The following is a 20424-nucleotide window of genomic DNA, read 5'->3' as shown; positions in this document are numbered from 1 at the left end:
CTTCGAGGCCCCCGGAATAATGCGGGGAGCTTATTTCTTCATCCCGCCCACATACGCCGCGAGCTTGTCCAGCGTCTGATAGCCGTATTCAACGGCGCCGAAGCCGATCATGCCATCGCGCTGCTCAGTGCTCGAGGTCAGTTGCCGCATCATTAGCACCGTCTTGCCATTGCTCTGCTCGGCAAAGGTGACGGTGAAGCGGAACATTCCGGGATCCTCGTCCTGGTCGACGCCGTGGTCCATCTCCATCAGCTTTGGCCGCTCGATGCGACGGAAGCGCATGCGGTTCGGATAGACGGTGCCGTCGGGGCTGATCATGTTGAAGCGCCAGACGCCGCCGACGCGCACGTCCATCTCGAAGGTCTCGATCTTGAAACCTTTCGGCCCGAACCATTGCGGCAGATGCTTTGGGTCGGACCACGCCTCGAACACCAGATCGCGCGGCGCGTCGATCACGCGCGACATCACGATCTCGCGGTCGAGCGACCATTGCGACAGGGCAGCATTGGCAGAATTCGTCATCACTCAGTACCTTTCCTTTTGGTTGTGCGGGACGGCCGCTTGGCGGCGGCCCTCTCCTTCTCTCTCTTGAGCTTCATCACGTAGGCTTCGAACCGGTCGAGCCGCGATTCCCAGATCGCGCGCTGCTGCTGGAACCAGTACTCCGCGCCGACAAGCGCGTCCGGGCCGAGGCGGCAGGTGCGCACGCGGCCGGATTTTTCCGACTGAACGAGCCCGCTCGTCTCCAGTACGTGGATATGTTTCATGAAGCTCGGCAGCGCCATGTCGAAGGGGTCTGCGAGCTCGCCGACCGAGGCCTCGCCGGCGCAGAGCCGCATCACGATCGCCCGCCGGGTGGGATCGGCAAGGGCTGCGAAAACCTGGTCGAGCTGGGATAATTGGTTAGCCATGAAGCTAACTATAGAGTCGCCATCGCCCGGCGTCAACAATAGTTAGCTCAACAGCTAAGTAATTTTGTCGCAGGGCAACCACCAGCGGAACCCACAACGCGCAATCGTGAATTGGGGGGCGTCTCCCTCCCCGTTAAAAGAGATTCGGGGGCACATCACATCATTCGCCAGAGCCGTGCCGTCTACTGTCACCTCATTTCATCTCACCCGCCGGGCCCTCGCCCGGGCAGCGCTCGTTCCTCTTGCGATCGCGCTTGGCGGGTCGCGTCGTGCATTCGCGGATTCTGACATGATCGCGGAGATGCGCGACATCGTCGCCAGTGAGCTGGCGCCCACCGTGACGCCAGACCAGCCGGGCGGCGTCGCTGCCGCGCTTTGTGCCGGCGGCGTTGTCGAGTTCTTCAACTATGGCTTTGCCGACGACACCACACGCAGGCCAGTCACATCGGATACGCTGTTCAACCTCGGCTCCCTGCGAAAGCCCTTCGAGGCGACGCTGGTCGCGCTCGGCACGCTTCGCGGCGAGCTGCGGCTCGACGACCGCCTGTCAAAGTATCTGCCCGAGCTCACCGGCGACTATGTCCACCGCGTCACCGTCGGCCAGCTCGCCACGCACACGTCGGGCATGCTGCTGTCGACCGACCATCCGCCCTGGCCGGACAACTCATACACGCGGGCGCAGTTTATCGACATGTTCAACGCCTGGAAGCCACAGGCCGGCGAAGTTCCCGGCAAGCAGCGCGTTTACAGCCATGCCTGCTACGTGCTGCTTCAGCTCGTGCTCGAGCGATGTTACGGCGCCCCGATCGCAACGCTGTTCGAGCAGCGCATCCTCAGGCCGCTCGGCATGAATGCGACCTGCGTCCCCGAGCGCGGTGAAGACGACCGCGCTGTCATGGATGCGGCGTGGATGCAGCGCGTCGTGCAAGGGTATTCGTATCAGGGAGAGGCGATCGGGCAGCCCGGCAACCAGCAGAGCTACTTTGACTTCCCCGGGACTGGCCAGATGTTCTCCTCAGCGCGGGACCTCGCGACTTTCGTGTCGGCCTGCGCCGACGGCCGGTCGATCGACCCGCATTTGCGCGATGCACTGCGAATAACGCAGCGCGAGGCCTTCCGCATCGACGATAGATTCGGCGAGGCCATGGCCTGGGAGAATGTGCACCTTCCCGGCGTCACCATCGTCGACAAGCCGGGCGGCCTCAACAACGCCTCCGGCTATCTCGGCCTCGTCCCGGCGCGACAGATCGGCATCGTCCTGCTCGCCAATCGCAGCGAATATCCGCACGAGATCGTCCGTTATAGGATCCTGCCGGCGCTGTCGCGGCTCGCGGCTTCGCTCTGAACCTTGTGCCCCCAAGGGCTGCGCGTTGCCCTCATGCAGTGACGCGCGCAAGCCCGCGTCACATGCGCCCCCCGATTCGAAACGGCCTGCTCAGACCGACCGCGTCAGCCCGCCGTCGACGCGGATGTTTTGCCCCGTGATGTAGGCTGCGCCGTCGGAGGCCAGGAACGAGATCGTCGCCGCGATCTCCTCGACCTTGCCGTAGCGCTTCATCGGCACGCTGTCGCGGCGCGCATCGGTCTGCGGCAGGCTGTCGATCCAGCCGGGCAGAACATTGTTCATCCGGATATTGTCGGCGGCATAGGTGTCGGTGAAGATCTTTGTGAAAGCGGCAAGACCAGCGCGGAACACCGCGGAGGTCGGAAACATTGCGCTCGGCTCGAACGCCCAGGCGGTCGAGATGTTGACGATGGCGCCAGCCTTCTGCGCCTGCATGACCGGTGTCACCAGCCGCGTCGGACGGATCACGTTGAGCAGATAGGTATCGAGGCCGGTGTGCCACTGCTCGTCGGTGATCTCCGTGATCGGCGCGCGCGGGCCGTGGCCAGCGCTGTTGACGAGCGCGTCGATGCGGCCCCACTTGGCAAGCGCGCCGTCGACGAGACGCTTCAGATCGTCGTTCGACTTGTTGGAGCCGGTGACACCGATCCCGCCGAGCTCGGCCGCCAGCGCCTCGCCCTTGCCAGAGGACGACAGGATCGCAACGCGAAATCCGTCGGCCGCGAGCCGCCGCGCAGCCCCTGCCCCCATGCCGCTGCCGCCCGCGGTGACGAGTGCGACCTTCTCTGCTGCCATGACCGATCATCCCTGTGTTGAGGCGAGCCGCAGGCTCGGCCTATCATGAGGCCTTCTACAGCCGGACCGGCCGGCAGGTCCACTGTCGAAGGCATCCATGAGTGACTTGTAAGATGAGCGATTTGCAAATCCGCAATTTGCGCCCCGAGGAGGTCGCCATTGCCGTCGACTGGGCCGCGGCAGAAGGCTGGAATCCGGGTCTTGCGGATGCCGCCTGCTTCGCGCTTCCCGACGCGGAGGGCTTCTTCGTTGGCGAGATCGACGGCGAGCCGGTCGCGACCGTCTCCTGCGTCAATTACGATGATCGCTTCGCCTTCCTTGGCTTCTACATCGTGCGTGCGGATCTTCGTGGCTCGGGCTACGGCCTGCGCATCTGGAACGCGGCGATCGCGCATGCGGGCGCTCGCGTAATCGGGCTCGACGGCGTCGTGGCACAGCAGGACAATTACAGGAAATCCGGCTTCCAGTTTGCTTACGCGAATATCCGCTATGGCGGCATCGTCGCGCCGCCGCCGAAGCCACCCGCTGATGTTCTAGCAATCAACGACATTCCATTCGCGCTTGTTGAAGCCGACGACGCCACGGTCTTCCCTGCAGCGCGTAGCCCCTTCCTGCGCGCCTGGTTCAATACGGCCGGCCATATCGGCCGCGCGCTGCTGCGCGATGGTAAGCTCGCCGCATGGGGCGTCATCCGGCCTTGCCGGACCGGCCACAAGATCGGCCCGCTCGTCGCCGACGATCGCGCGGCGGCGGACGCCGTTGTGCAGGCCCTGCTGGAAAGTGCAGGTGGCAGCGAAGTCTTTCTCGACGTCCCCGCCGTCAATCGCGAGGCGGTTGCGGTCGCAGAGTCGCTCGGCCTCAAGCCGGTGTTCGAGACGGCGCGGATGTACACAGGGCCGATCAAGCCGCCACGGATCGACCGCGTCTTCGGCGTGACAAGCTTTGAGCTCGGCTAGAGCCATTTCCGTTCCGATGGAATCGGAACGGGGCTCTAGATTCTTGGTTTGACGCGTTTTCTTTACGCGAACCGGTATCCACTTCGCTCGAAAACGCTCTAGCGACGGCGCCGCTCAGTAACAGCGCATGATATTGACGGTGTGCTCGCCGCCGCCGCGGCCGGGCACCGTCACCTGCTCGGTCGGGCAGCTCGGCACATAGGGCCGGTCGGACGGCACGACGTTCGGCGGGAAGCGATGCGTCCAGTCCCAGGGAACGTCATACGAGTAGGCGTAGCGCTCGTCGTTGGAGAACGGCTGCCCTGCATCGATGAAAGGCTGGCTGTAGGTCGTGCCATCGTAGAAGAACGCTCCTCCGCCCGGCCAATAGACCCAGGGATTGTTACGGCCGCGGAACCGAGCACCCGGCGCGATCGGCGGACGCGCGACCGCGCGGGAAGGCGCGGCGGTCAGCCCATGCGCGGCCGCGCCACCGGGCCTGGCAAAACTGTCACTGGCAACAAGGAGCAGCGCAGTTGCGCTGAGTGAGGCGAGCAACGCCCCATGTGATCTGGACATCATGATACGCACCAACTCATTGGCTTCGCGATAGCGGCTCCCCATTGCACGCTAAGCCGGGCCGTAACCCGCCGGCAAACGGATAATTAATTATTGGTTAAGGCGCGGGATCGACGGGGAGCGTGGTGCGGCATGACGTCTGGAATTCCCGGCTGGTTTCAAGCACTTCGTTCAATGGACCGCTGTTTCATAACCAGTTGACCGGAGTTGATCGCGCGAGCCGAACACGTCCGGAACGCTCCCGTAGCGCCCGCTTGCAACCAGGCCCGTCGTTCTCTCACCGACGATGGGCTCGGTACGTCAGTGGGGCTGCTGCTTGCGCAGCCAATCGAGCAAGTCCTGCGCGTTTCCCGTGCCCTGGGATACGATCGCGGTGTTTCCATCGCTACGACGGTAGACCGTCGTGCGTCCGGGCTCCTTGTCGACCCTGACCTCGGCCTGTGCCGGATCACCACTTTGCGTGATGACGGCCGTGCCGTTCTCGTCCTGGACCACGGTGGTATGGCCGTCGCCGGTCTCGCCGGCGCCGGCCGGTCCGGCTGTTATTGCTGCCATGATGACCATTCCTGCCGCGAGTATGGTGAACCTCATCTCACACCTCACCTTCTCGACTACCGCCCGAATTGGAAGATCGACAACCAGTTGAACCGCCCGAACTGCTGCACCGTCCCCGTGTTCATGTCACCAATCTGGAGCAGGAGCGCGTTAGTGGAATTGCCGACCTGCGTGATGTCGGCGATGTTGTTCACGCCGGACTGGCCGATCGCCGCGTTGGTGGTGCCACCGACCTGGATCACATCGACATAGTTGCGTGTGCCGTTCTGGACAATGGTCGCATCGACAGTTCCCGTCCCGCCGAACTGGATCACCCGAGCGATATTGATGCTGCTGTTCTCCACGATCGTGACCGGCTTCGCATTGTTGCCGAACTCCACGACTGTCTCGATGCTCACCTCGATGCTCACGCTCGGGTCCGTGACACCGCCTTGCATGAGTCCGCCGCCTTGGAATCCGGCGAATCGCGATGGCCTGGATCCGGCCGATGCATCGGACGCAACGCTGATGGCGACGAGCAACGCGGACAGCGCCAATAGCTGCTTACCGTACCTCAACCTCATCGCCTTTCCTCCTTGCCGGTTCCTGACCGAGGCGAGCCCGCGTTTACCTTACGGGCTAGTCTGGACCACTGTCGACGAGTTGACCCTGCCGAAGTGCGCGATCGATCCCGTATTCATCGCGCCGATCTGCGACACGAAGCTCGTCGCCGACTGGCCGGTCTGACCGACGAAGGCGAAATTATTCATGCCGGTCTGCCCGGCAGAAGCCGATGTCGTCCCGCCGAATTGCAGGATGCCGACAGCGTTATTCGTGCCGTTCTGAGTGACAGTCGCGCTGGTGCTACCGCCGATCATGAACACGCCGGCCATATTGGTCGAACTGCTCTGGTTCAAGACGACTGGCGGCCCGTTAATCGAGACGATCGTCTTGATGTCGGCGCTTTGCGCCTGCGCCGGGCCGTTCGCTGCGCAACAGGAGACGAGACCTGCCAGCGCACCGATCAGAAGATGCTTGTTCATCACATGCCTCCACACTATCTGCCGAGCCAAACACGATCTCAGGTCACGGAGCCTGCTGCAAAATCATGGAGCCGTTCAGAATGCCGAACTGGGACACCCCCGCAGCATTGTTCAAACCAATCTGACCGATCAAGCTCGTGTTGGCGCCGCCGACCTGGCCGACCGCGGCGTTATTAGTCGCGGTGGGGGTCGTGCCGCCCTGCCCTATCGTGGCCGAATTGACCGAGGCCAGCGATCCCAACTGCAAACTCGATGCGGTGTTGGTCGCGCCGAATTGCAGCGTCGTCGCGGTGTTGTTCACCGGGCCGGCCTGCACTGTGGACGAGAGATTTGTCGTACCGATCTGCAACACGCTAACCGAGTTGGCAGCTTGGGCCTCGACAGCGGTCAGCGCGCTCAGCATGACGACCGTCGTGAAGAGGTGTTTCATGCGCATGTCATATCCTCTGCGAAATGCCAGCCGTCGACCCGCCGCCCCGCTCAGGCAACCTGATCGCGGTGATTTCGAGTATGGCCTGTCGAGTATCGTCCGGACGCGCCGCTCGGTGGACGCGCCCGGGCCCGATACGGGGCTGGCTTAGTGCTGAGTAATGGTGCTGGTGTTGAGTCCACCACCGATCTGCCCAACGGCGGCGGCGTTGTTCGGCGGGAGGCCGAAGAGCGTGGTCTGGCTGATCGAGCTGGCGTTGTTGCCAGTGGCAACCTCTCCAGTGGCGGCCGCGTTGCCAAAGACGCCAATCTGGGTCACCGAGCTCGCATTGTTGAGCGACGGAGAGGTCGTGCCCTGCATGGTGCTCGCGGCATTCACGAGGCCGAGCTGGAAGGTGGTCGAAGAGTCGTTCACGTGGCCCTGCTGGTTCACGGCGGAGGCGTTTACTGCGCCGATCTGGAAGGTGTTTGCGGTGTTATTAGCGTGAGCCGCGGAGGACAGAGCGAACACGGCAGCGGAAGCGAGGAGCAATTTTCGCATGGAGTATCCCTTTCTAGCCAAAGTTGTCTGACTGGGTTCGGATGCCGGTCGTGATGCTGGCCGACATCATAGGGATGGCTCTGAACTGATCTCATGCGATGCGACAGACTGTAGTTCATGCTAGTCGATCCGGACTAGACGACGCGCGATAACTTGCCGTCCGCAAATCTAGATCTGCGAATGTCCAGCACCGAAGCGCTCCGCCTCGAGTCCCATGCTGTCGATCAATCGCACAACCTCAATCGGCGAACGCAACCCCAGCTTCCGCATCATTCTGGCGCGGTGCACCTTCACCGTCACTTCGCTGACGCCGAGCTTGGCCGCGATCTGCTTGGCAACGAGCCCCTCCGCCATCAGCAGCATGATCTCGCGCTCCCGTGCCGTCAGCGTCTGGACGCGCTGGCGCGCTTCGTGCTCCGCACTCTCGCGCTCCAGGCGCCGGCGATCGCGCTCGATGCCGTGCCTGATCGCATCGAGGATCTCCTGCTCGCGGAATGGTTTCGGCAGAAACTCGACCGCCCCGCGCTTCATGGCCTCGACCGAGACGCGCACGTCCGCGTGGCCGCTGATGAAGACGATCGGTATCTGCACGCCCGACTCCGCCAGCTTGCGCTGAAGCTCGAGGCCGGTCGGCGACGTGCCGGGAAAGCGGACGTCGAGCACCAGGCAGGATGGTCCGCTAGCTAGACTTTCGGCAAGAAACTCGTCCGTTGAGGCAAACAACCTGACCTGATGTCCGGTCTCCTCGCAGAGGCTGCCAATCGCATTTCGAATCTGGGCTTCGTCATCAACGACATAAACTGTCGCTTGGTTTGAAACTGCGGCTTGGTTTGAATTCATCGCAGCTAACTCCCCGAATAGGGGCTCGATGATCCGGCAACGAGCTATCGCCCGGTGGATACGAGTGAAGCAGTTAACATTTCGGAGTTCGTGATCGAAGGGGCTCGTGGCCTCCTTCGGTGCCGCAATCTCGAGGATGCGCCACTCCGGCGTCGAGCCACTGGTATGGCCAACTGTGTCACGGTGTTGCCACCCTTACGCCAAACTAAACACCGACCGGCCACTACTTCCGCCAGATCAGACGAGACGTTCAGTCAGCTATCGAGTTCGATACCGTGCTGATCCATTTGAATACGCCCGGTATGGGTTCTGCGCAAATCACGAAAAGGCGCAGTCGCGGACTTTACTTCTGGATCATAGAGCGCGCCCGCCCGTCGCCTTAAGAACGACGACATACTGCTGAGACACCGGGATCGCTTCGGGCTAATTGCAGCCATCTCTCGATTCCAGTTTTTTCCGCCAGCAAGGTCATTTCAAGGGCGGGGGTCTTGATATGCGATTTGCGCCAGTTATTGCCTTATTTGGAACTGCATGCGGCCTCGCCGCGGTCTACACCGCGGGATCGGCCACTATCACCGGCGCGGCCGGAACTGCGGCTGCCGGGGTCACACGCGCCTCCGAGTCGACAAAACAGCTCCTCGCACCCGGTGCACGCGAAGCCCCAATCTTCGAGTCGGACGCACCTGCCTTTCGCTACGCCTCGATACAGCGCGGCAGCATCGAGCAGACCGTGACCGTCACGGGTGCCCTGCAACCGGTCAAGACGATCGAGGTGGGTTCCCAATTGTCCGGGCAGCTTGCGCGGGTCTATGTCGATTTCAATGACACCGTCAGCAAGGACCAGCCGCTCGCGCTGATCGATCCACGCAGCTTCGCGGCCAAGGTCGACGAGGCCAAGGCGGCGCTCGAAGTCGCCAACTCCCTCGTGGATATCGAGCGGGCCAAGCTCGATCGCGCCAGGATCGATCTGCAGAACGCAAAGGGCAGCCGCGACGTGCTTGCCGCCAAGCTCGAGAGCGCCCAGGCGGTCAAGGCCTCGGCGCAGAAGACCCTTCAGCGCAAGCTCGCACTGCAGTCGCAAAATGTGGTGGCGACGTCGACCGTCGATGATGCTCAGACGGAATTTACCGCCCACGTCGCCCAGGAGCGCGAGGCTGAGGTGATGGTGTCCCTCAATGCCTATTCCGTGGACGGCGCGCAGGCCGACGTCCGCAGGATCGAGCAGCAGCGCATTGCGATCGCACGTGCTCTGATCGCCTCCCCGTTGATCGTGCTCGCCGACGAGCCGACGGGCGCGCTGGACAGTCGCACCGGCGCCGAGATCCTGGCGCTGTTCGCCGCGCTCAACCAGCGCGGCCAGACCGTCGTGATGATCACCCATGATCCCGGCATCGCGACCCAGTGCCGTCGCACGATCCGCCTGCATGACGGAGAGATCGTCAGCGACGAGGCGCGGGCTCCGCTGCTGCCGAAACGGAGCTTTGCATCATGACGATGCTCCAGGGCTTCCAGATCGCTCTGCACGCCTTGCGCCTCAACCCGCTGCGCAGTGTCCTCACAATGCTCGGCATCGTCATCGGCGTCGCATCGATTGTCACCGTCTTCGCGATCGGCGCCGGCGCACAGCTTCGCCTCCAGGAGCAGATCCGCTCGATCGGCGCCAACGTGCTGATGATCACGCCCGGCGCAGTCTATCAGGGCGGCGTCCGCCTTAAGGAAGGCACCAAGCTCACCATGACCGAGAGCGACGTGCAGGCCATCCTCGAGCAGATTCCGGAGATTCAAGCCGCGGCCGGCTCGATCGCCGGAACGGCGCAGGTCATCCACGAGAGCAAGAACTGGAACACGACGATCAACGGCACGACGACCGGGCACTTCATGGCGCGCGACTGGCAGCTCGCCTCTGGGCGCTATTTCTCCGGCGCCGAGGAAGCTGGCGCCGGCAAGGTCGCGATCCTCGGAAGTACGGTCGCGCGCGAGCTGTTCGCACCGGGCGACGATCCGATCGGCGCACAGATCAGGATCATGAAGGTCCCGCTTGAGGTGATTGGCGTGCTCGACCGCAAGGGGCCGGCGCAGGACGACGTCGCGTTCGTCCCCCTCGCCACCGCCAAGCTGCGCTTCCTCGGCAGCGCGAGCGGCATCAACCGGGACTCGGTCGCCTACATCGTCGCCAAGGTGGCCGCCGACGGCCAAATGGCGGGTGCGCGATCCGAGATCGAAAGCCTGCTGCGGCAGCGTCACCGGGTCCTCGCCGGCCAGGAAGACGATTTCAAGGTCCAGGATCCGGCGGCGGCCATGGAAGCGCAGCAGGGAGCAATCCGCACCGTGGCGCTCCTGCTCGTCGCTATCGCGTCGGTCTCGCTGCTCGTCGGCGGCATCAGCATCATGAACGTCATGATCGTGTCGGTCACAGAACGAACGCAGGAAATTGGAATTCGCCGGGCGCTCGGTGGGCGGATGCGGGACATCCGTCTCCAGTTCCTCTGCGAAGCGCTTGTACTCTGCCTCCTCGGCGGCGCCATCGGCGTTGTCGGTGGGGTCACGCTGTCGATGACAGTCGCCCGCATGGCCGGATGGATCACGTCAGTCGACAGCGAAGCAATTGCCCTGGCCCTGGTCTTCTCGATCGTGACCGGCCTCATCTTCGGTTTCTATCCTGCACACAAGGCGTCCAAGCTCAGTCCAATCGAGGCGCTCAAGACGGAATGACAGCATGCTGGGATGGCCACATCAACTCAACGGCCAGGGAGGAGGAACTAGTCATGAGCCCGGAAACTTCGATTACACCAACGCCACGTGAACGCCAGCTGATGGTGCTGATCGCGCGCGGAATGCAGAACAAGAACATCGCCTTCGAGCTCAAGATCTCGGAGAACACGGTGCGCGCGCATATCGGCAATATCATGCGCAAATACCGACTCCAGAACCGGACTCAGATCGCGATTATCTTCGCGCTGCATGCGGCGACGCCATCGCTGCGGCGCGATCTCGCCAACGGCGGAGGCTATCCCGTCGCGGTGAAACCAGCGCAGGCGCTGGCTCAGAATCCACGGGTGGAGATCGCGCCGAAATGAGCGCCGGCTCACGTGGCTTGCATTGCCGGCCAGGCGAGGCATCCAAGTCCCGGGGAGACCCAACGTTATTCTGTTTGAATTCGGAATTTGTCATAGATAGTCGGGCGGCTCCGCCGGTCATCGTGCGCCAATTGCGCCTCGTTGGTGCTCGATAATGAGACTGTGACCCTATCGTCCCCACCCTCTCCCATCTCTGTTGCATAGCCGACGGGCCTTGTAACAAAACTGTCATGCTGCAAAACTAAACGATTGCCGGAGGCCGCGGTCGCGGCCATGCCGCCTCACCGCAGGAGAGATTTGATGCGCCGCTCACTGGTGTTGCTGTCCGCCGGATTGACCGTGCTGTCTACCGGACTTGCCTTTGCCCAGAACAACACGCCCCGTAACCTGATCCTGTTCATTCCGGACGGACTGCGCGCGCTGAAAGTCACCCCTGAAACGGCGCCGGCGATGGCCGAAGTCCGCGACAAGGGCGTCAACTTCAAGAACTCGCACTCGCTGTTTCCGACCTTCACCATGGCCAACGGCTCGGCGATCTCGACGGGCCATTATCTCGGCGACACCGGCGTGTTCTCCAATACGATCTGGACCAACTACACCTCCGTACCGGCCGGCGACACGGTGGTCCCCTTCATCGAGAACGACGCCGTGCTCGGCGACATCGACGAGCATTTCAAGGGCGACTTTCTGAGCGAAGAGACCATCCTGAAGATGGCCCGTGACAAGGGCCTCAGCACCGCGGCGATCGGCAAGGTCGGCCCGACCTATCAGTTCGACCATACCGATCATCCCGAGAAGCCGGGCAACCATTCGATCGTGATCGACGATTCCACCGGCGGCAAGAACGGCGTGGCGCTATCGGACGAGATGAAGGAAGCCCTGATCAAGGCGGGTCTCGCCCTTGCCACCCCCGGCCGCGGCGACAATGGCAAGGCGGGCGATGCCAAGACGCCGGGCACCACGGTCGCCAACGTCGCCCAGCAGGCCTATCTCGCCGACGTCGCCACCAAGGTCGTGCTGCCGATGTTCAAGGCACGCAACAAGCCGTTCGTGCTGGTGTTCTGGTCGCGCGATCCCGATGGCACCCAGCACAATCAGGGCGACAGCCTCAACCAGATCATGCCGGGCATCAACGGCCCGAGCACGATGGCGAGCATCAAGAACGCCGACAACAACCTTGCGCAGATCCGCAAGGCGCTGGACGAGCTCGGGCTCGCCGCCAACACCAACATCATGATCCAGGCCGACCACGGCTTCTCGACCATCTCCAAGGAAAGCAAGACCAGCCCCTCGGCCAAGGTCAGCTATGACGACACGCCGAAGGACTTCCTGCCGATGGGCTTCCTGGCGCTCGACCTTGCGAAAGCGCTCGACCTGCCACTGTTCGACCCGAACGACAAGAATGCCGCCGTCACCGGCAATGCCCACCCGAAGGCCGGCAACGGCGTGCTCGGCGAGGATCCGACCAAGCCTGACCTCGTCATCGCCACCAACGGCGGCTCGGACCTGATCTATCTGCCGAACAGGGACAAGAAGCTGGCGGCGAAGACCGTCAAGGCGCTGCTCGAGCAGGATTACATCTCCGGTCTGTTCGTCGACGACTCGCTCGGCCGCTTCCCCGGCACCCTGCCGCTGTCGAGCATCAACCTGCGTGGCAAGTCTGCGACGCCGACGCCGGCGATCGTCGTCAACTTCCGCTCCTATGCCAGCGAGTGCGGCGAGGCGCCGACCAATTGCTCGGTGCAGGTGGCCGACACGGTGCTGCGCCAGGGCCAGGGCATGCATGGCAGCTTCAGCCGGGGCGACACGTTCAACTTCATGGCCGCGATCGGACCGGACTTCAAAGCTGGCTTCGTCGACGAGCTGCCGGTCAGCAATGCTGACGTCGGCATGACGGCTGTCCAGCTCATGGGCCTGCGCGGCTCACAGAACGGCGGCCTGCTCGGCCGGGTGATGTCGGAGGCCCTGCCCAACGGCATCGTGCCGAAGGCGTTCAAGACTGTCGAGAAGTCGAAGATGTCCGAGAACGGCCTGCAGACCGTGCTCAACGTCCAGCGCGTCGGCACCCAGCGCTATTTCGACGCCGCCGGCTTCCCCGGCCGCACGCTCGGACTCGAGACCGAGACCGGCAAACAAAAAACGGCGGGGAAGTGACCCCGCCGCTTTCTCTCGCGCCCCGCAAGGGGCGCGAAAATCTCAAGTACCAAAATCTTACATGCCGATGTCGAACACGTTCGGCAGTTGGCCTGCCAGAGGCAGCGCGGTGGCGCCCAGGAAGGTCGCCACCATCGCCATGAGGCGACGGTTGGTCTGGCGCTTGCCGCGCATCTGGCCCGCGATCCACTCCAGCATCTCGCTGTTGACCTTGGAGGCGTAGGACGGCGCCCAGCTGTCGACGTCGGACTCGGCCGACAACGCGACGCTGCGCGGCGGCACCTTCAGGCCTGAGGCGCTTGCGGCATAGTGGGCAACCGCCTTGGCGAGCAGATCGTCGAACCGGCCGCCGTCGGTACGCTCGGTCGCGGCCTCGTTGATCTCGAACAGCGCCTCGGCTTCGGCGCGGCTGACCGGCTGGTCGTTAACGGCTGTGGCCGTCAGGATGCGCACGCACCAGGCGGCATCATCGGCGTCGAGCGAGCGGGAGAAATGCACCCGGCCCTTTGTGGTGGGACCTTCGCCCGTGATCACGCCGTCGCGCACGATGGTCAGCGCATGGGCCGCAGTATCGCGGCAGGACGGTTCGAGGGACGGCGACTCAGCAGACTTAGGCGCAGCGGCAGACATAGTTCACTTCCAGATTTCTTCTCATCGGCCAGCATTTTCATGCGGACGTAAAGGGGTGGTTAATGATTCGATACGGGGATCGCGACTTTTCTCGATGGTTGCCGATTAGTCGCTGCGAGGACCATTTTGGTTCCGGAGAGCATCGGGCGCGCGTGATGCGGGTCATAAAAGGCTTTATCGGGGCAATGAAACCGTGAAGCCCGGTGGAGATGTTTCGCCGCAGGCGCCCCTGTAACAGAAAGGTGCTAGGAAATCGGCCCGTCAGAGATGAAGTACATATTTTACTTGAACTGGTTCCCTTGGCGTCGCCGAGCCCCTATAATAGCGGTTGCGGCCTGAGGTGAATTCTCAAGTAAATTCAAAGAGATGAGGTAGTATCATGACACTCCCGATCGGCGCCACCGCCCCTGACTTCGAAGCCGAGACCACCGAAGGGAAGATCAAGTTCCACGACTGGATCGGCAATAGCTGGGCGCTACTGTTCTCGCACCCGAAGGACTTCACGCCAGTTTGTACGACCGAGCTCGGCGCGCTCGCCAAGCTGAAGCCGGAATTCGACAAGCGCGGCGTCAAGCTAATGGGCCTCTCGGTCGACCCGGTCGACCGCCACGCCAAGTGGTCGGAAGACATCAAGGAGACGCAGGGCGCCGCTCCGAACTACCCGATGATCGGCGACACCGACTTCAACGTCTCGAAGCTCTACGAGATGCTGCCGGCCTCGACCTCGGGCGACCCCCTCACCCGCACGCCGGCCGACAACCAGACCGTCCGCAACGTCTTCATCATCGGACCGGACAAGAAGATCAAGCTCGTGCTGGTCTATCCGATGACCACCGGCCGGAACTTCCAGGAGATCCTGCGCGTCATCGACTCGCTCCAGCTCACCGCCAAGCATCGCGTCGCGACACCTTCCGACTGGAAGCAGGGCGAGGACGTCATCATCGCCGGCTCGGTCTCCAACGAAGAAGCCAAGACGATCTATCCGCAGGGCTGGAAGGAACCGAAGCCCTACATCCGCATCGTCCCGCAGCCGAAGTGACTTTTTGCGGTTGCGGATAGCAATCGCAAATTCATCCCGGGGCGAGCGAACCCGGAATCGCGAAATTGCCCAATGCGCGATTGCGCATAGGGATTCGGTCGAGCCGACCGCCATGATCGCGGCAGATGAAACTCTGCTTGTGTGTCGCGTCGATTACGCCAAGGGCCGCGAGCGCGCGTTGGCCGCCTACGCAAAGAACCGCAAAGGTTGAGCGTTACTTTGACACAACTTTGAAACTCGCTATCGTCATCGCTCCATACAAACCGTGGGGGACGATATGGACGACGAGAAGCCGATCACCGAACAGGCGATGGAGCCGGTCACCACCGCAGTGGAGGCGACCAAGGAATCCGCAGTCACCGCCGTCAAGAAGGTCAGGAAGGCCGCCAAGAAGGTCGCGAAGAAAGTAGCGCCGAAGAAGCCTTCCAAGAAGAAGGCCAAGAAGGCCTCGAAGAAAGCTTCGAAGAAGGCTGCAAAGAAGTCATCGAAGAAAGCGGCCAAGAAAGCGTCCAAGAAAGCCGCGAAAAAGGCAGTGAAGAAATCCGCGAAGAAAGCCGTCAAGCCTAAGAAGAAGGCCAAGCGCTGATCGGAGCGCCCGAGCAGGTATCCGGGCGGCGCGCCCGGAGACCGCTCTCGCGATACCCTACCCTCGCCGTTTGGCTGCGCGCCAGCCCGGGTGATACTCGGTCTTCGAGATCAGCCGGCCGCGTTTGCCTAGAAGCGGCGATTGACCACGAACACCGCCGCCGCGCACATCGCCATGCCGGCGATCGCGAGCGGGTCGAGTTTTTCCCCGAACAGCAAATAGGCCATCAGCGCCGTGACGGCAGGCACCAGGTAGAACAGGCTCGCGACCGACGTCGCCGCGGCGTGGCGGATCAGCCAGTACAACAGCCCGATCGATCCGATCGAGAGCGCCACGGCAAGCCAGCCGAGCGCGAGCACGAACTCCCGCGTCCAGTGCACCGCGCGGTCCTCGAAAAGGAAGGCGCCGACCGTGAAGAAGATCGTGACGGACACGTATTGCACGAGATTGCCGGCGCGCCAGTCGATGTGATTGCAGTAGCGGCGCTGATAGAGCGTGCCGAGCGTGATGCTGATCAGCGAAACCACCGAGGCAAGCCAGCCGAGCCCGGCTTCGCCGGTCATAGGGCGGTCGTGCAGGATCAGCGCCACGCCGCCGAGGCCGAGCACGAGGCCTGCCCATTGCACCGACGTCACCCGCTCGCCGAGCCAGCGGTTGGCGATGGTCGAGGTCAGGATCGGCTGCAGGCCAGGAATGAGCGCCGAGAGCCCGGCCGGGATCGAATGCGCGATCGCGATGGCGGTGCCGCCGAGATAGAAGCCATGGACGAGGATGCCGGCAACCGCGCTATGCGCGATGCCGATGCGGTCCGGCCATTTCGGCCGCGCAATCGCCGCGAAGATCGCCATCAGGCCGACCACCACCGCCATGCGGATGGCGAGATAGGTCAAGGGATCGGCGTTGTTGATGACGTATTTGGTGCCGATGAATCCGGTGCTCCAGAGCACCACGAACAGGACCGGCGCCGCGCGGGCGGTCAGGGCTTCTTGATTATGATTCATTGCCGCCTTCCTTGCCCGACCGGGGCCCATGCGGCAATGCGAATCTCTGCCCGAGCGATGTTGCGCCGCGACAGACGGCGGAAGCGGCGGCTCAGCTCAGCCGCTCACCATTCTTCCGGACAGGGGTCGATGATCTTCCAGAGCTCGACACCGTTCTTGATCTTCTTCATGTCGGTGGTGAGCCCGCCATTGCGGCGGATCCAGTCCTTCACTGTGTCGGGGTAGTAGGACATCAGGTCGGACGTTCCCTCCGCGCTGGTGACCTTGATGCCGAAGGTGAAGGCCTTGTCGTAGTAGGCCTGGTGGAAGCCCAGGCTGGCGCGCGGCGTCACGCAGATCTTGTTCATCGGCACGATGCCGAGCACCAGCGTGCAGGCCGAATTGCAGATACCGTCGATGATGACCCGCTCGCCCTTGTCGCGGGCGCGCTTGTACTTGGCCTTGTACTCCTCGACATAGCCGCCGTGGTCGCGGGTGATGTGCAATTGGGCCCGCGCCGGCGTGGCGGCGGCGACGAACAGCAACAGCAGGCTCAGGAGCGTGATGCGCATGATGACGTGACGACGAAAGCCTTCAGAATGGACCGGCCTCGAAAGACCCCCAAGGAAACGTGCAGGGGCCGGCGACAGGATTCTTAACCGAACTCTCTTTGGTCATACTTATGTGGGGAATTCGTTAAGCATCCCGAAAAGGCCAAAAATGGGCAGGCCTGGACGGCACTTCCGGCAATTCTGTCACACCCACCCGGAAATCTGCGGGGTCAGCCCCGATTTCCGGAGGCCGGACGGGTGCCCTGGCCGGCCGAAATGGCTATAAACGGCTGACCTATTTGCGCGGGCTCCGGAGAATCGAGATGAGCAAGTTGAAGCTTGTAGCCGCGGTTGCTGCCCTGTCGGCTGCAATCCTAGCCCCCACGTTTGCGGAGGCGCGGGGACATCACCGGTACCACCGCCATTACGCCGACGCGCTGCCCTACCCGATCAGCTATCTGCACAATTACGGCCCCGGCATCACCCCCGGCACCTTCGCCTATTACGATGGCCCGTCGACCAACCACTGCTACCGAGGCTCGGCCGCCTATATCGGCCAGGACGGCCGCCGGCACCCCTGCTTCTGAGGGGCGCCGACCTCCGCGGGCGTCCTACCTAGGGGCGCCCGACAACAGCAACTGCTTCTCGATTTCGTAGACCGGCAGCTTGACGAGGTCCTTGCCGATCTCGTTTTGAAGCGCCTTGCGCACGACGTCCGAATAGTCGGCGCGGATCATGCCGAGCGCGCGTGGCGAGGCCACCATGGTTAGCGCCGAGGTCTCGCCCGAGTTGACGGCGGCATCGAGCCGGCCGGCCAAGCTCCGCAGGAAGGCGCGTTCAGCCTCATCGTGCCAATCGGTCTGCTCGACCGAGCTACGCGCGCCGCCGACTGCGGCATGCAGCCGGCCCGGCGCATCGGTCCCTTGTGCGCTGGTCGAGGGATTGGGCTGCTCATGCACCTCCCTGGTGTGAAGGTTCGGAAACATCTCGTCGCCGAGGTTCTCCAGAATGAGCGCCTTACGACCGTCGCACACGACCAGCCAGTCACCCTTGTCGATTCTCATCTTGTCCATTGCACAGCTCCAAACACCTATGAGCCTGCTCTTCGAATTCCTCGAAGAACTGCCCACAACGGCAAGACTACGGGCGAAGCGGTGCCGGCGAATTGCGCAGGATCAAAGCATGGCGACGACGTCCTGCGAGGCAACTACGCAAGCACAGCATCGGTCAAGAGTTCGACCCAGAATAGTCTAGCGCAGTTGAAGTCGGGCCTGCGGCGGACTGGCTGAAGGTTTGTTCATCAGCATTACATTTCCGTCCCGCCACAATTTGATCAGAACATCTTCGATAAACCTGTATCGCGTAAGTAGAGGAAGACATCATGAAGCTTAAGATTGGCCTCGTCGCCGCATCCTTGTTCGGTGCCATCATGGCATCGCCGGCGGCGTCCGCCATGCCTATCGCGCCAGTGCCTGCGACACCGCAGGTCTCTGACGTCGAGCAGGCCCACATGGTCTGTGATGCCTGGGGGCGCTGTTTCCGGCGTCCGAACTATTATGGGTATTACGCGCCGGCGCCGTATTACCGCCCCAGGTACTATGGACCGCGCGATTATGGCCCCCGTTACTATGGTCACCACCACCACCACCATGGGCCCCACTACTACGGCTATCGTCGATGGTGATTTCTGGAGGGGCCCTCGGGGCCCCTTCGCTTTTGCGAGACCATGGATTGCCCAGATCTAGATCAGTTGCGTCAGCAGTTCGCCTGGAGCGTTTCCAAATCTGATCTAGATCAAAGATGAAATTCACCGAATCGTCATTCTACGCTGATGGCGGATTTCATCGTTTTCCGATGCCCTCAGACGGGCATGAATGTGCAGACGCACCTCGAGAAGCAGCCAAGTCTCGAGGGCCGGAGCTTCGAGTCCTTCGCCTGCGTGCCGGATCATCGTCGCAAGGTCATTTGCGCGCATCCTCGATACGGTCTATCGCGCGCCGGGCGGCATGGTGATCCTGCCGATGACCGACGATCTGCGGGCCAGCTCGAGCGGGATGGACCTCGACTCGCGCTTTTTCATCGCCTTGCGCGGCAATCATCATTGCCATTTCGTCGAGCCCCAGATCAATCATCATGCGCTGATCATGTTCTCACCCGCGCTCAGGGATCGCGGCTGGTTTGATCGCGCCGATACATTATGGGTTCGCATCGCCGACCCCGCCGCTCATCTCTATGCGCGACAGCTTGTGCTTGACATCCTGCGGACCGCGTCGGCCGAGCCGCATAGGTTCGAAACCACGGAGGTCGCCGCGCATCTCCAAGAGGGCCTGCTGCTCGCCTTCGACGATCTGTTTCGGCTTAACCCGCTGTCGGATCCCCACGCCCCGAGTGCAAGCGCGCGATCCGTCAGGCTGGTGCAGCAGATCGACGATTACATCGCCGCCGATCCAATCGCTCCGATCTATACGGCCAATCTCGCCGATGAATTCGGCGTCTCGATCCGGACGCTCGGCGGCGCTGTGACCAAGGTGCGCGGCATGAGCCTGCATCAACGCCAGCACAAATGTCGTGCCTGACCAAAAAATGGATGAGAGTACGTGAAGGGCAATAATCGCGATCAGCCAGTACGGCATCCATTGGCTCCAAAATTTGAGTGTTGGCGCAGCATCAAATTACATATACATAGTGTATAGTCATGATTCAAGATCGCCCCCCCTAGGTCGTATTCGCGCACCAAGCGGGATGCCAAGGCTGCTGAAACGCGCGAGCGGCTGCTTCAGGCCGCTCTGGCGCTGCTGCGTGGGCCGGAGAATGAGGGCTTCTCGCTCGACGCAGTGGCGACGGCAGCCGGCGTGACGCGGCTGACGGTCTATAATCAATTCGGTTCGCGGAATGGGCTGCTGGAAGCCGCCTTTGACGCACTTGCGGTCGCGGGAGGAATGAACGATCTCGCGAGCGCAATGGCGATCGCAGATCCTCAAGGTGGTCTGGCGCGACTAGTTATGGTGTTCTGTGGCTTCTGGAGTTCCGACGACGCTCTGGCCGGGCTCTACGCAGCGGCGGCTATCGACAAGGAGCTGGCCAACAGCCTGGCCGCGCGAAACGAGCGTCGTCGCAAGGCTTTGACTGTATTGGTTCGTCGGCAAGGCGGGCGCGACGAACAATGTCAGCGCGACGTCGTCGATACACTCTTTGCTCTGACCAGCTACGCCATGTTCCAGATGCTGAACTCGACAGAAAGGAATCCGGACGCAATTTGCGCCATGATCCAACCGCTCTGCGAACACGTGCTGGCTGGCAAATGACAGGACGGTACGCGCTACCCAGCGAACGATTCCCGACTAAGCCTTTTGAGCGGCCCGAGACATAGGTGACAGAACGTACCGGACACATGGGTTACACTTTCCGCTTTTGTTCTGCGGGAGGTGTGGATGCCGTGGAAAGCGAGTTCGGTA

The 20424-nt window shown here is 62.5% G+C and carries 24 protein-coding genes and 3 pseudogenes; 13 read left to right on the top strand and 14 right to left on the bottom strand.

Annotated elements, in window-relative coordinates:
* Window positions 1-30 precede the first annotated feature (30 nt).
* Window positions 31-522 carry an SRPBCC family protein gene (locus AC629_RS00915; protein WP_084802906.1) on the bottom strand — a complete coding sequence of 164 codons (492 nt, stop codon included), beginning with the start codon at window positions 520-522 and terminating at the stop codon, window positions 31-33.
* The gene (locus AC629_RS00910; RefSeq protein ID WP_084802959.1) at window positions 522-911 is read right to left on the bottom strand and encodes an ArsR/SmtB family transcription factor; all 390 of its coding nucleotides are present in this window, start codon (window positions 909-911) and stop codon (window positions 522-524) included. The genes AC629_RS00915 and AC629_RS00910 overlap by 1 nt, the downstream gene beginning before the upstream one ends.
* 289 nt (window positions 912-1200) lie before the next feature.
* Between AC629_RS00910 and AC629_RS00905 the strand changes: the two genes are divergently transcribed.
* Window positions 1201-2256, top strand: coding sequence for a serine hydrolase (locus AC629_RS00905; RefSeq protein ID WP_084802905.1), 1056 nt, complete (start codon window positions 1201-1203; stop codon window positions 2254-2256).
* A 90-nt stretch (window positions 2257-2346) separates the two neighbouring features.
* Here the strand turns inward: AC629_RS00905 and AC629_RS00900 are convergent, their stop codons facing one another.
* Window positions 2347-3051 (bottom strand): SDR family oxidoreductase, encoded by a 705-nt coding sequence (locus AC629_RS00900; protein WP_084802904.1) that lies wholly within the window; start codon window positions 3049-3051, stop codon window positions 2347-2349.
* A gap of 113 nt (window positions 3052-3164) precedes the next feature.
* On the opposite strand from AC629_RS00900, the gene AC629_RS00895 reads away from it, so the two are divergent.
* The gene (locus AC629_RS00895; RefSeq protein WP_084802903.1) at window positions 3165-4007 is read left to right on the top strand and encodes a GNAT family N-acetyltransferase; all 843 of its coding nucleotides are present in this window, start codon (window positions 3165-3167) and stop codon (window positions 4005-4007) included.
* Window positions 4008-4121: 114 nt separating this feature from the next.
* Here the strand turns inward: AC629_RS00895 and AC629_RS00890 are convergent, their stop codons facing one another.
* From AC629_RS00890 to AC629_RS00860, 7 genes are all read right to left on the bottom strand, one after another.
* Entirely contained in the window at window positions 4122-4568 is a 447-nt protein-coding gene (locus AC629_RS00890) for a hypothetical protein (RefSeq protein ID WP_084802958.1), read from the bottom strand.
* A 297-nt stretch (window positions 4569-4865) separates the two neighbouring features.
* A complete protein-coding gene (locus AC629_RS00885; RefSeq protein ID WP_084802902.1) occupies window positions 4866-5156 on the bottom strand; it encodes a hypothetical protein in 291 nt (96 codons plus the stop codon).
* Between the two features lie 20 nt (window positions 5157-5176).
* Window positions 5177-5530 (bottom strand): curlin, encoded by a 354-nt coding sequence (locus AC629_RS00880; RefSeq protein ID WP_245331657.1) that lies wholly within the window; start codon window positions 5528-5530, stop codon window positions 5177-5179.
* A gap of 201 nt (window positions 5531-5731) precedes the next feature.
* Window positions 5732-6142 carry a curlin gene (locus AC629_RS00875; protein WP_084802900.1) on the bottom strand — a complete coding sequence of 137 codons (411 nt, stop codon included), beginning with the start codon at window positions 6140-6142 and terminating at the stop codon, window positions 5732-5734.
* 43 nt (window positions 6143-6185) lie between these two features.
* Window positions 6186-6578 carry a curlin gene (locus AC629_RS00870; RefSeq protein ID WP_084802899.1) on the bottom strand — a complete coding sequence of 131 codons (393 nt, stop codon included), beginning with the start codon at window positions 6576-6578 and terminating at the stop codon, window positions 6186-6188.
* Between the two features lie 141 nt (window positions 6579-6719).
* Window positions 6720-7112 carry a curlin subunit CsgB gene (locus AC629_RS00865; RefSeq protein WP_084802898.1) on the bottom strand — a complete coding sequence of 131 codons (393 nt, stop codon included), beginning with the start codon at window positions 7110-7112 and terminating at the stop codon, window positions 6720-6722.
* Between the two features lie 168 nt (window positions 7113-7280).
* Entirely contained in the window at window positions 7281-7952 is a 672-nt protein-coding gene (locus AC629_RS00860; protein ID WP_084802897.1) for a response regulator transcription factor, read from the bottom strand.
* 493 nt (window positions 7953-8445) lie between these two features.
* On the opposite strand from AC629_RS00860, the pseudogene AC629_RS48165 reads away from it, so the two are divergent.
* From AC629_RS48165 to AC629_RS00840, 5 genes and pseudogenes are all read left to right on the top strand, one after another.
* Window positions 8446-8826: pseudogene (locus AC629_RS48165) on the top strand (efflux RND transporter periplasmic adaptor subunit); the annotation flags it as partial.
* A 345-nt stretch (window positions 8827-9171) separates the two neighbouring features.
* Window positions 9172-9444, top strand: a pseudogene (locus tag AC629_RS47590) (macrolide ABC transporter ATP-binding protein); the annotation flags it as partial.
* Entirely contained in the window at window positions 9441-10664 is a 1224-nt protein-coding gene (locus AC629_RS00850) for an ABC transporter permease (protein WP_084802895.1), read from the top strand. The pseudogene AC629_RS47590 and the gene AC629_RS00850, both read left to right, overlap by 4 nt.
* A gap of 53 nt (window positions 10665-10717) precedes the next feature.
* A complete protein-coding gene (locus AC629_RS00845) occupies window positions 10718-11029 on the top strand; it encodes a response regulator transcription factor (protein ID WP_245331656.1) in 312 nt (103 codons plus the stop codon).
* Between the two features lie 300 nt (window positions 11030-11329).
* Window positions 11330-13183 carry an alkaline phosphatase family protein gene (locus AC629_RS00840; RefSeq protein ID WP_084802893.1) on the top strand — a complete coding sequence of 618 codons (1854 nt, stop codon included), beginning with the start codon at window positions 11330-11332 and terminating at the stop codon, window positions 13181-13183.
* Between the two features lie 57 nt (window positions 13184-13240).
* On the opposite strand, the gene AC629_RS00835 is transcribed toward AC629_RS00840, so the two are convergent.
* A complete protein-coding gene (locus tag AC629_RS00835) occupies window positions 13241-13813 on the bottom strand; it encodes a hypothetical protein (protein ID WP_084802892.1) in 573 nt (190 codons plus the stop codon).
* Between the two features lie 379 nt (window positions 13814-14192).
* Here AC629_RS00835 and AC629_RS00830 point away from each other — a divergent pair, with 379 nt between their 5' ends.
* Both AC629_RS00830 and AC629_RS00825 read left to right on the top strand, forming a co-directional pair.
* A complete protein-coding gene (locus AC629_RS00830) occupies window positions 14193-14852 on the top strand; it encodes a peroxiredoxin (protein ID WP_084802891.1) in 660 nt (219 codons plus the stop codon).
* 277 nt (window positions 14853-15129) lie between these two features.
* Entirely contained in the window at window positions 15130-15438 is a 309-nt protein-coding gene (locus AC629_RS00825) for a histone (RefSeq protein ID WP_084802890.1), read from the top strand.
* 128 nt (window positions 15439-15566) lie between these two features.
* On the opposite strand, the gene AC629_RS00820 is transcribed toward AC629_RS00825, so the two are convergent.
* Together AC629_RS00820 and AC629_RS00815 are read right to left on the bottom strand one after the other, a co-directional pair.
* Entirely contained in the window at window positions 15567-16439 is an 873-nt protein-coding gene (locus AC629_RS00820; protein ID WP_084802889.1) for a DMT family transporter, read from the bottom strand.
* Window positions 16440-16543: 104 nt separating this feature from the next.
* Window positions 16544-16990, bottom strand: coding sequence for a hypothetical protein (locus tag AC629_RS00815; protein ID WP_084802888.1), 447 nt, complete (start codon window positions 16988-16990; stop codon window positions 16544-16546).
* Window positions 16991-17292: 302 nt separating this feature from the next.
* Between AC629_RS00815 and AC629_RS00810 the strand changes: the two genes are divergently transcribed.
* Window positions 17293-17556 (top strand): hypothetical protein, encoded by a 264-nt coding sequence (locus AC629_RS00810; protein WP_084802887.1) that lies wholly within the window; start codon window positions 17293-17295, stop codon window positions 17554-17556.
* A gap of 24 nt (window positions 17557-17580) precedes the next feature.
* Here the strand turns inward: AC629_RS00810 and AC629_RS00805 are convergent, their stop codons facing one another.
* Window positions 17581-18042, bottom strand: coding sequence for a host attachment protein (locus AC629_RS00805; protein ID WP_084802886.1), 462 nt, complete (start codon window positions 18040-18042; stop codon window positions 17581-17583).
* A 308-nt stretch (window positions 18043-18350) separates the two neighbouring features.
* Here AC629_RS00805 and AC629_RS00800 point away from each other — a divergent pair, with 308 nt between their 5' ends.
* The 3 genes and pseudogenes from AC629_RS00800 (at window position 18351) to AC629_RS00790 (ending at window position 20274) form a co-directional block, all read left to right on the top strand.
* Complete coding sequence (locus AC629_RS00800; protein ID WP_084802885.1) at window positions 18351-18653, top strand: hypothetical protein; 303 nt, start codon at window positions 18351-18353, stop codon at window positions 18651-18653.
* 250 nt (window positions 18654-18903) lie between these two features.
* Window positions 18904-19521: pseudogene (locus tag AC629_RS00795) on the top strand (AraC family transcriptional regulator); the annotation flags it as partial.
* Window positions 19522-19674: 153 nt separating this feature from the next.
* A complete protein-coding gene (locus tag AC629_RS00790; RefSeq protein WP_084802884.1) occupies window positions 19675-20274 on the top strand; it encodes a TetR/AcrR family transcriptional regulator in 600 nt (199 codons plus the stop codon).
* Window positions 20275-20424: the final 150 nt, after the last annotated feature.

Source organism: Bradyrhizobium sp. NAS80.1, from assembly GCF_001908205.1.
Lineage (GTDB): Bacteria > Pseudomonadota > Alphaproteobacteria > Rhizobiales > Xanthobacteraceae > Bradyrhizobium.
The sequence above is the reverse complement of the archived record's forward strand: the minus strand, read 5'-3'. Positions and strand labels throughout refer to the sequence as shown.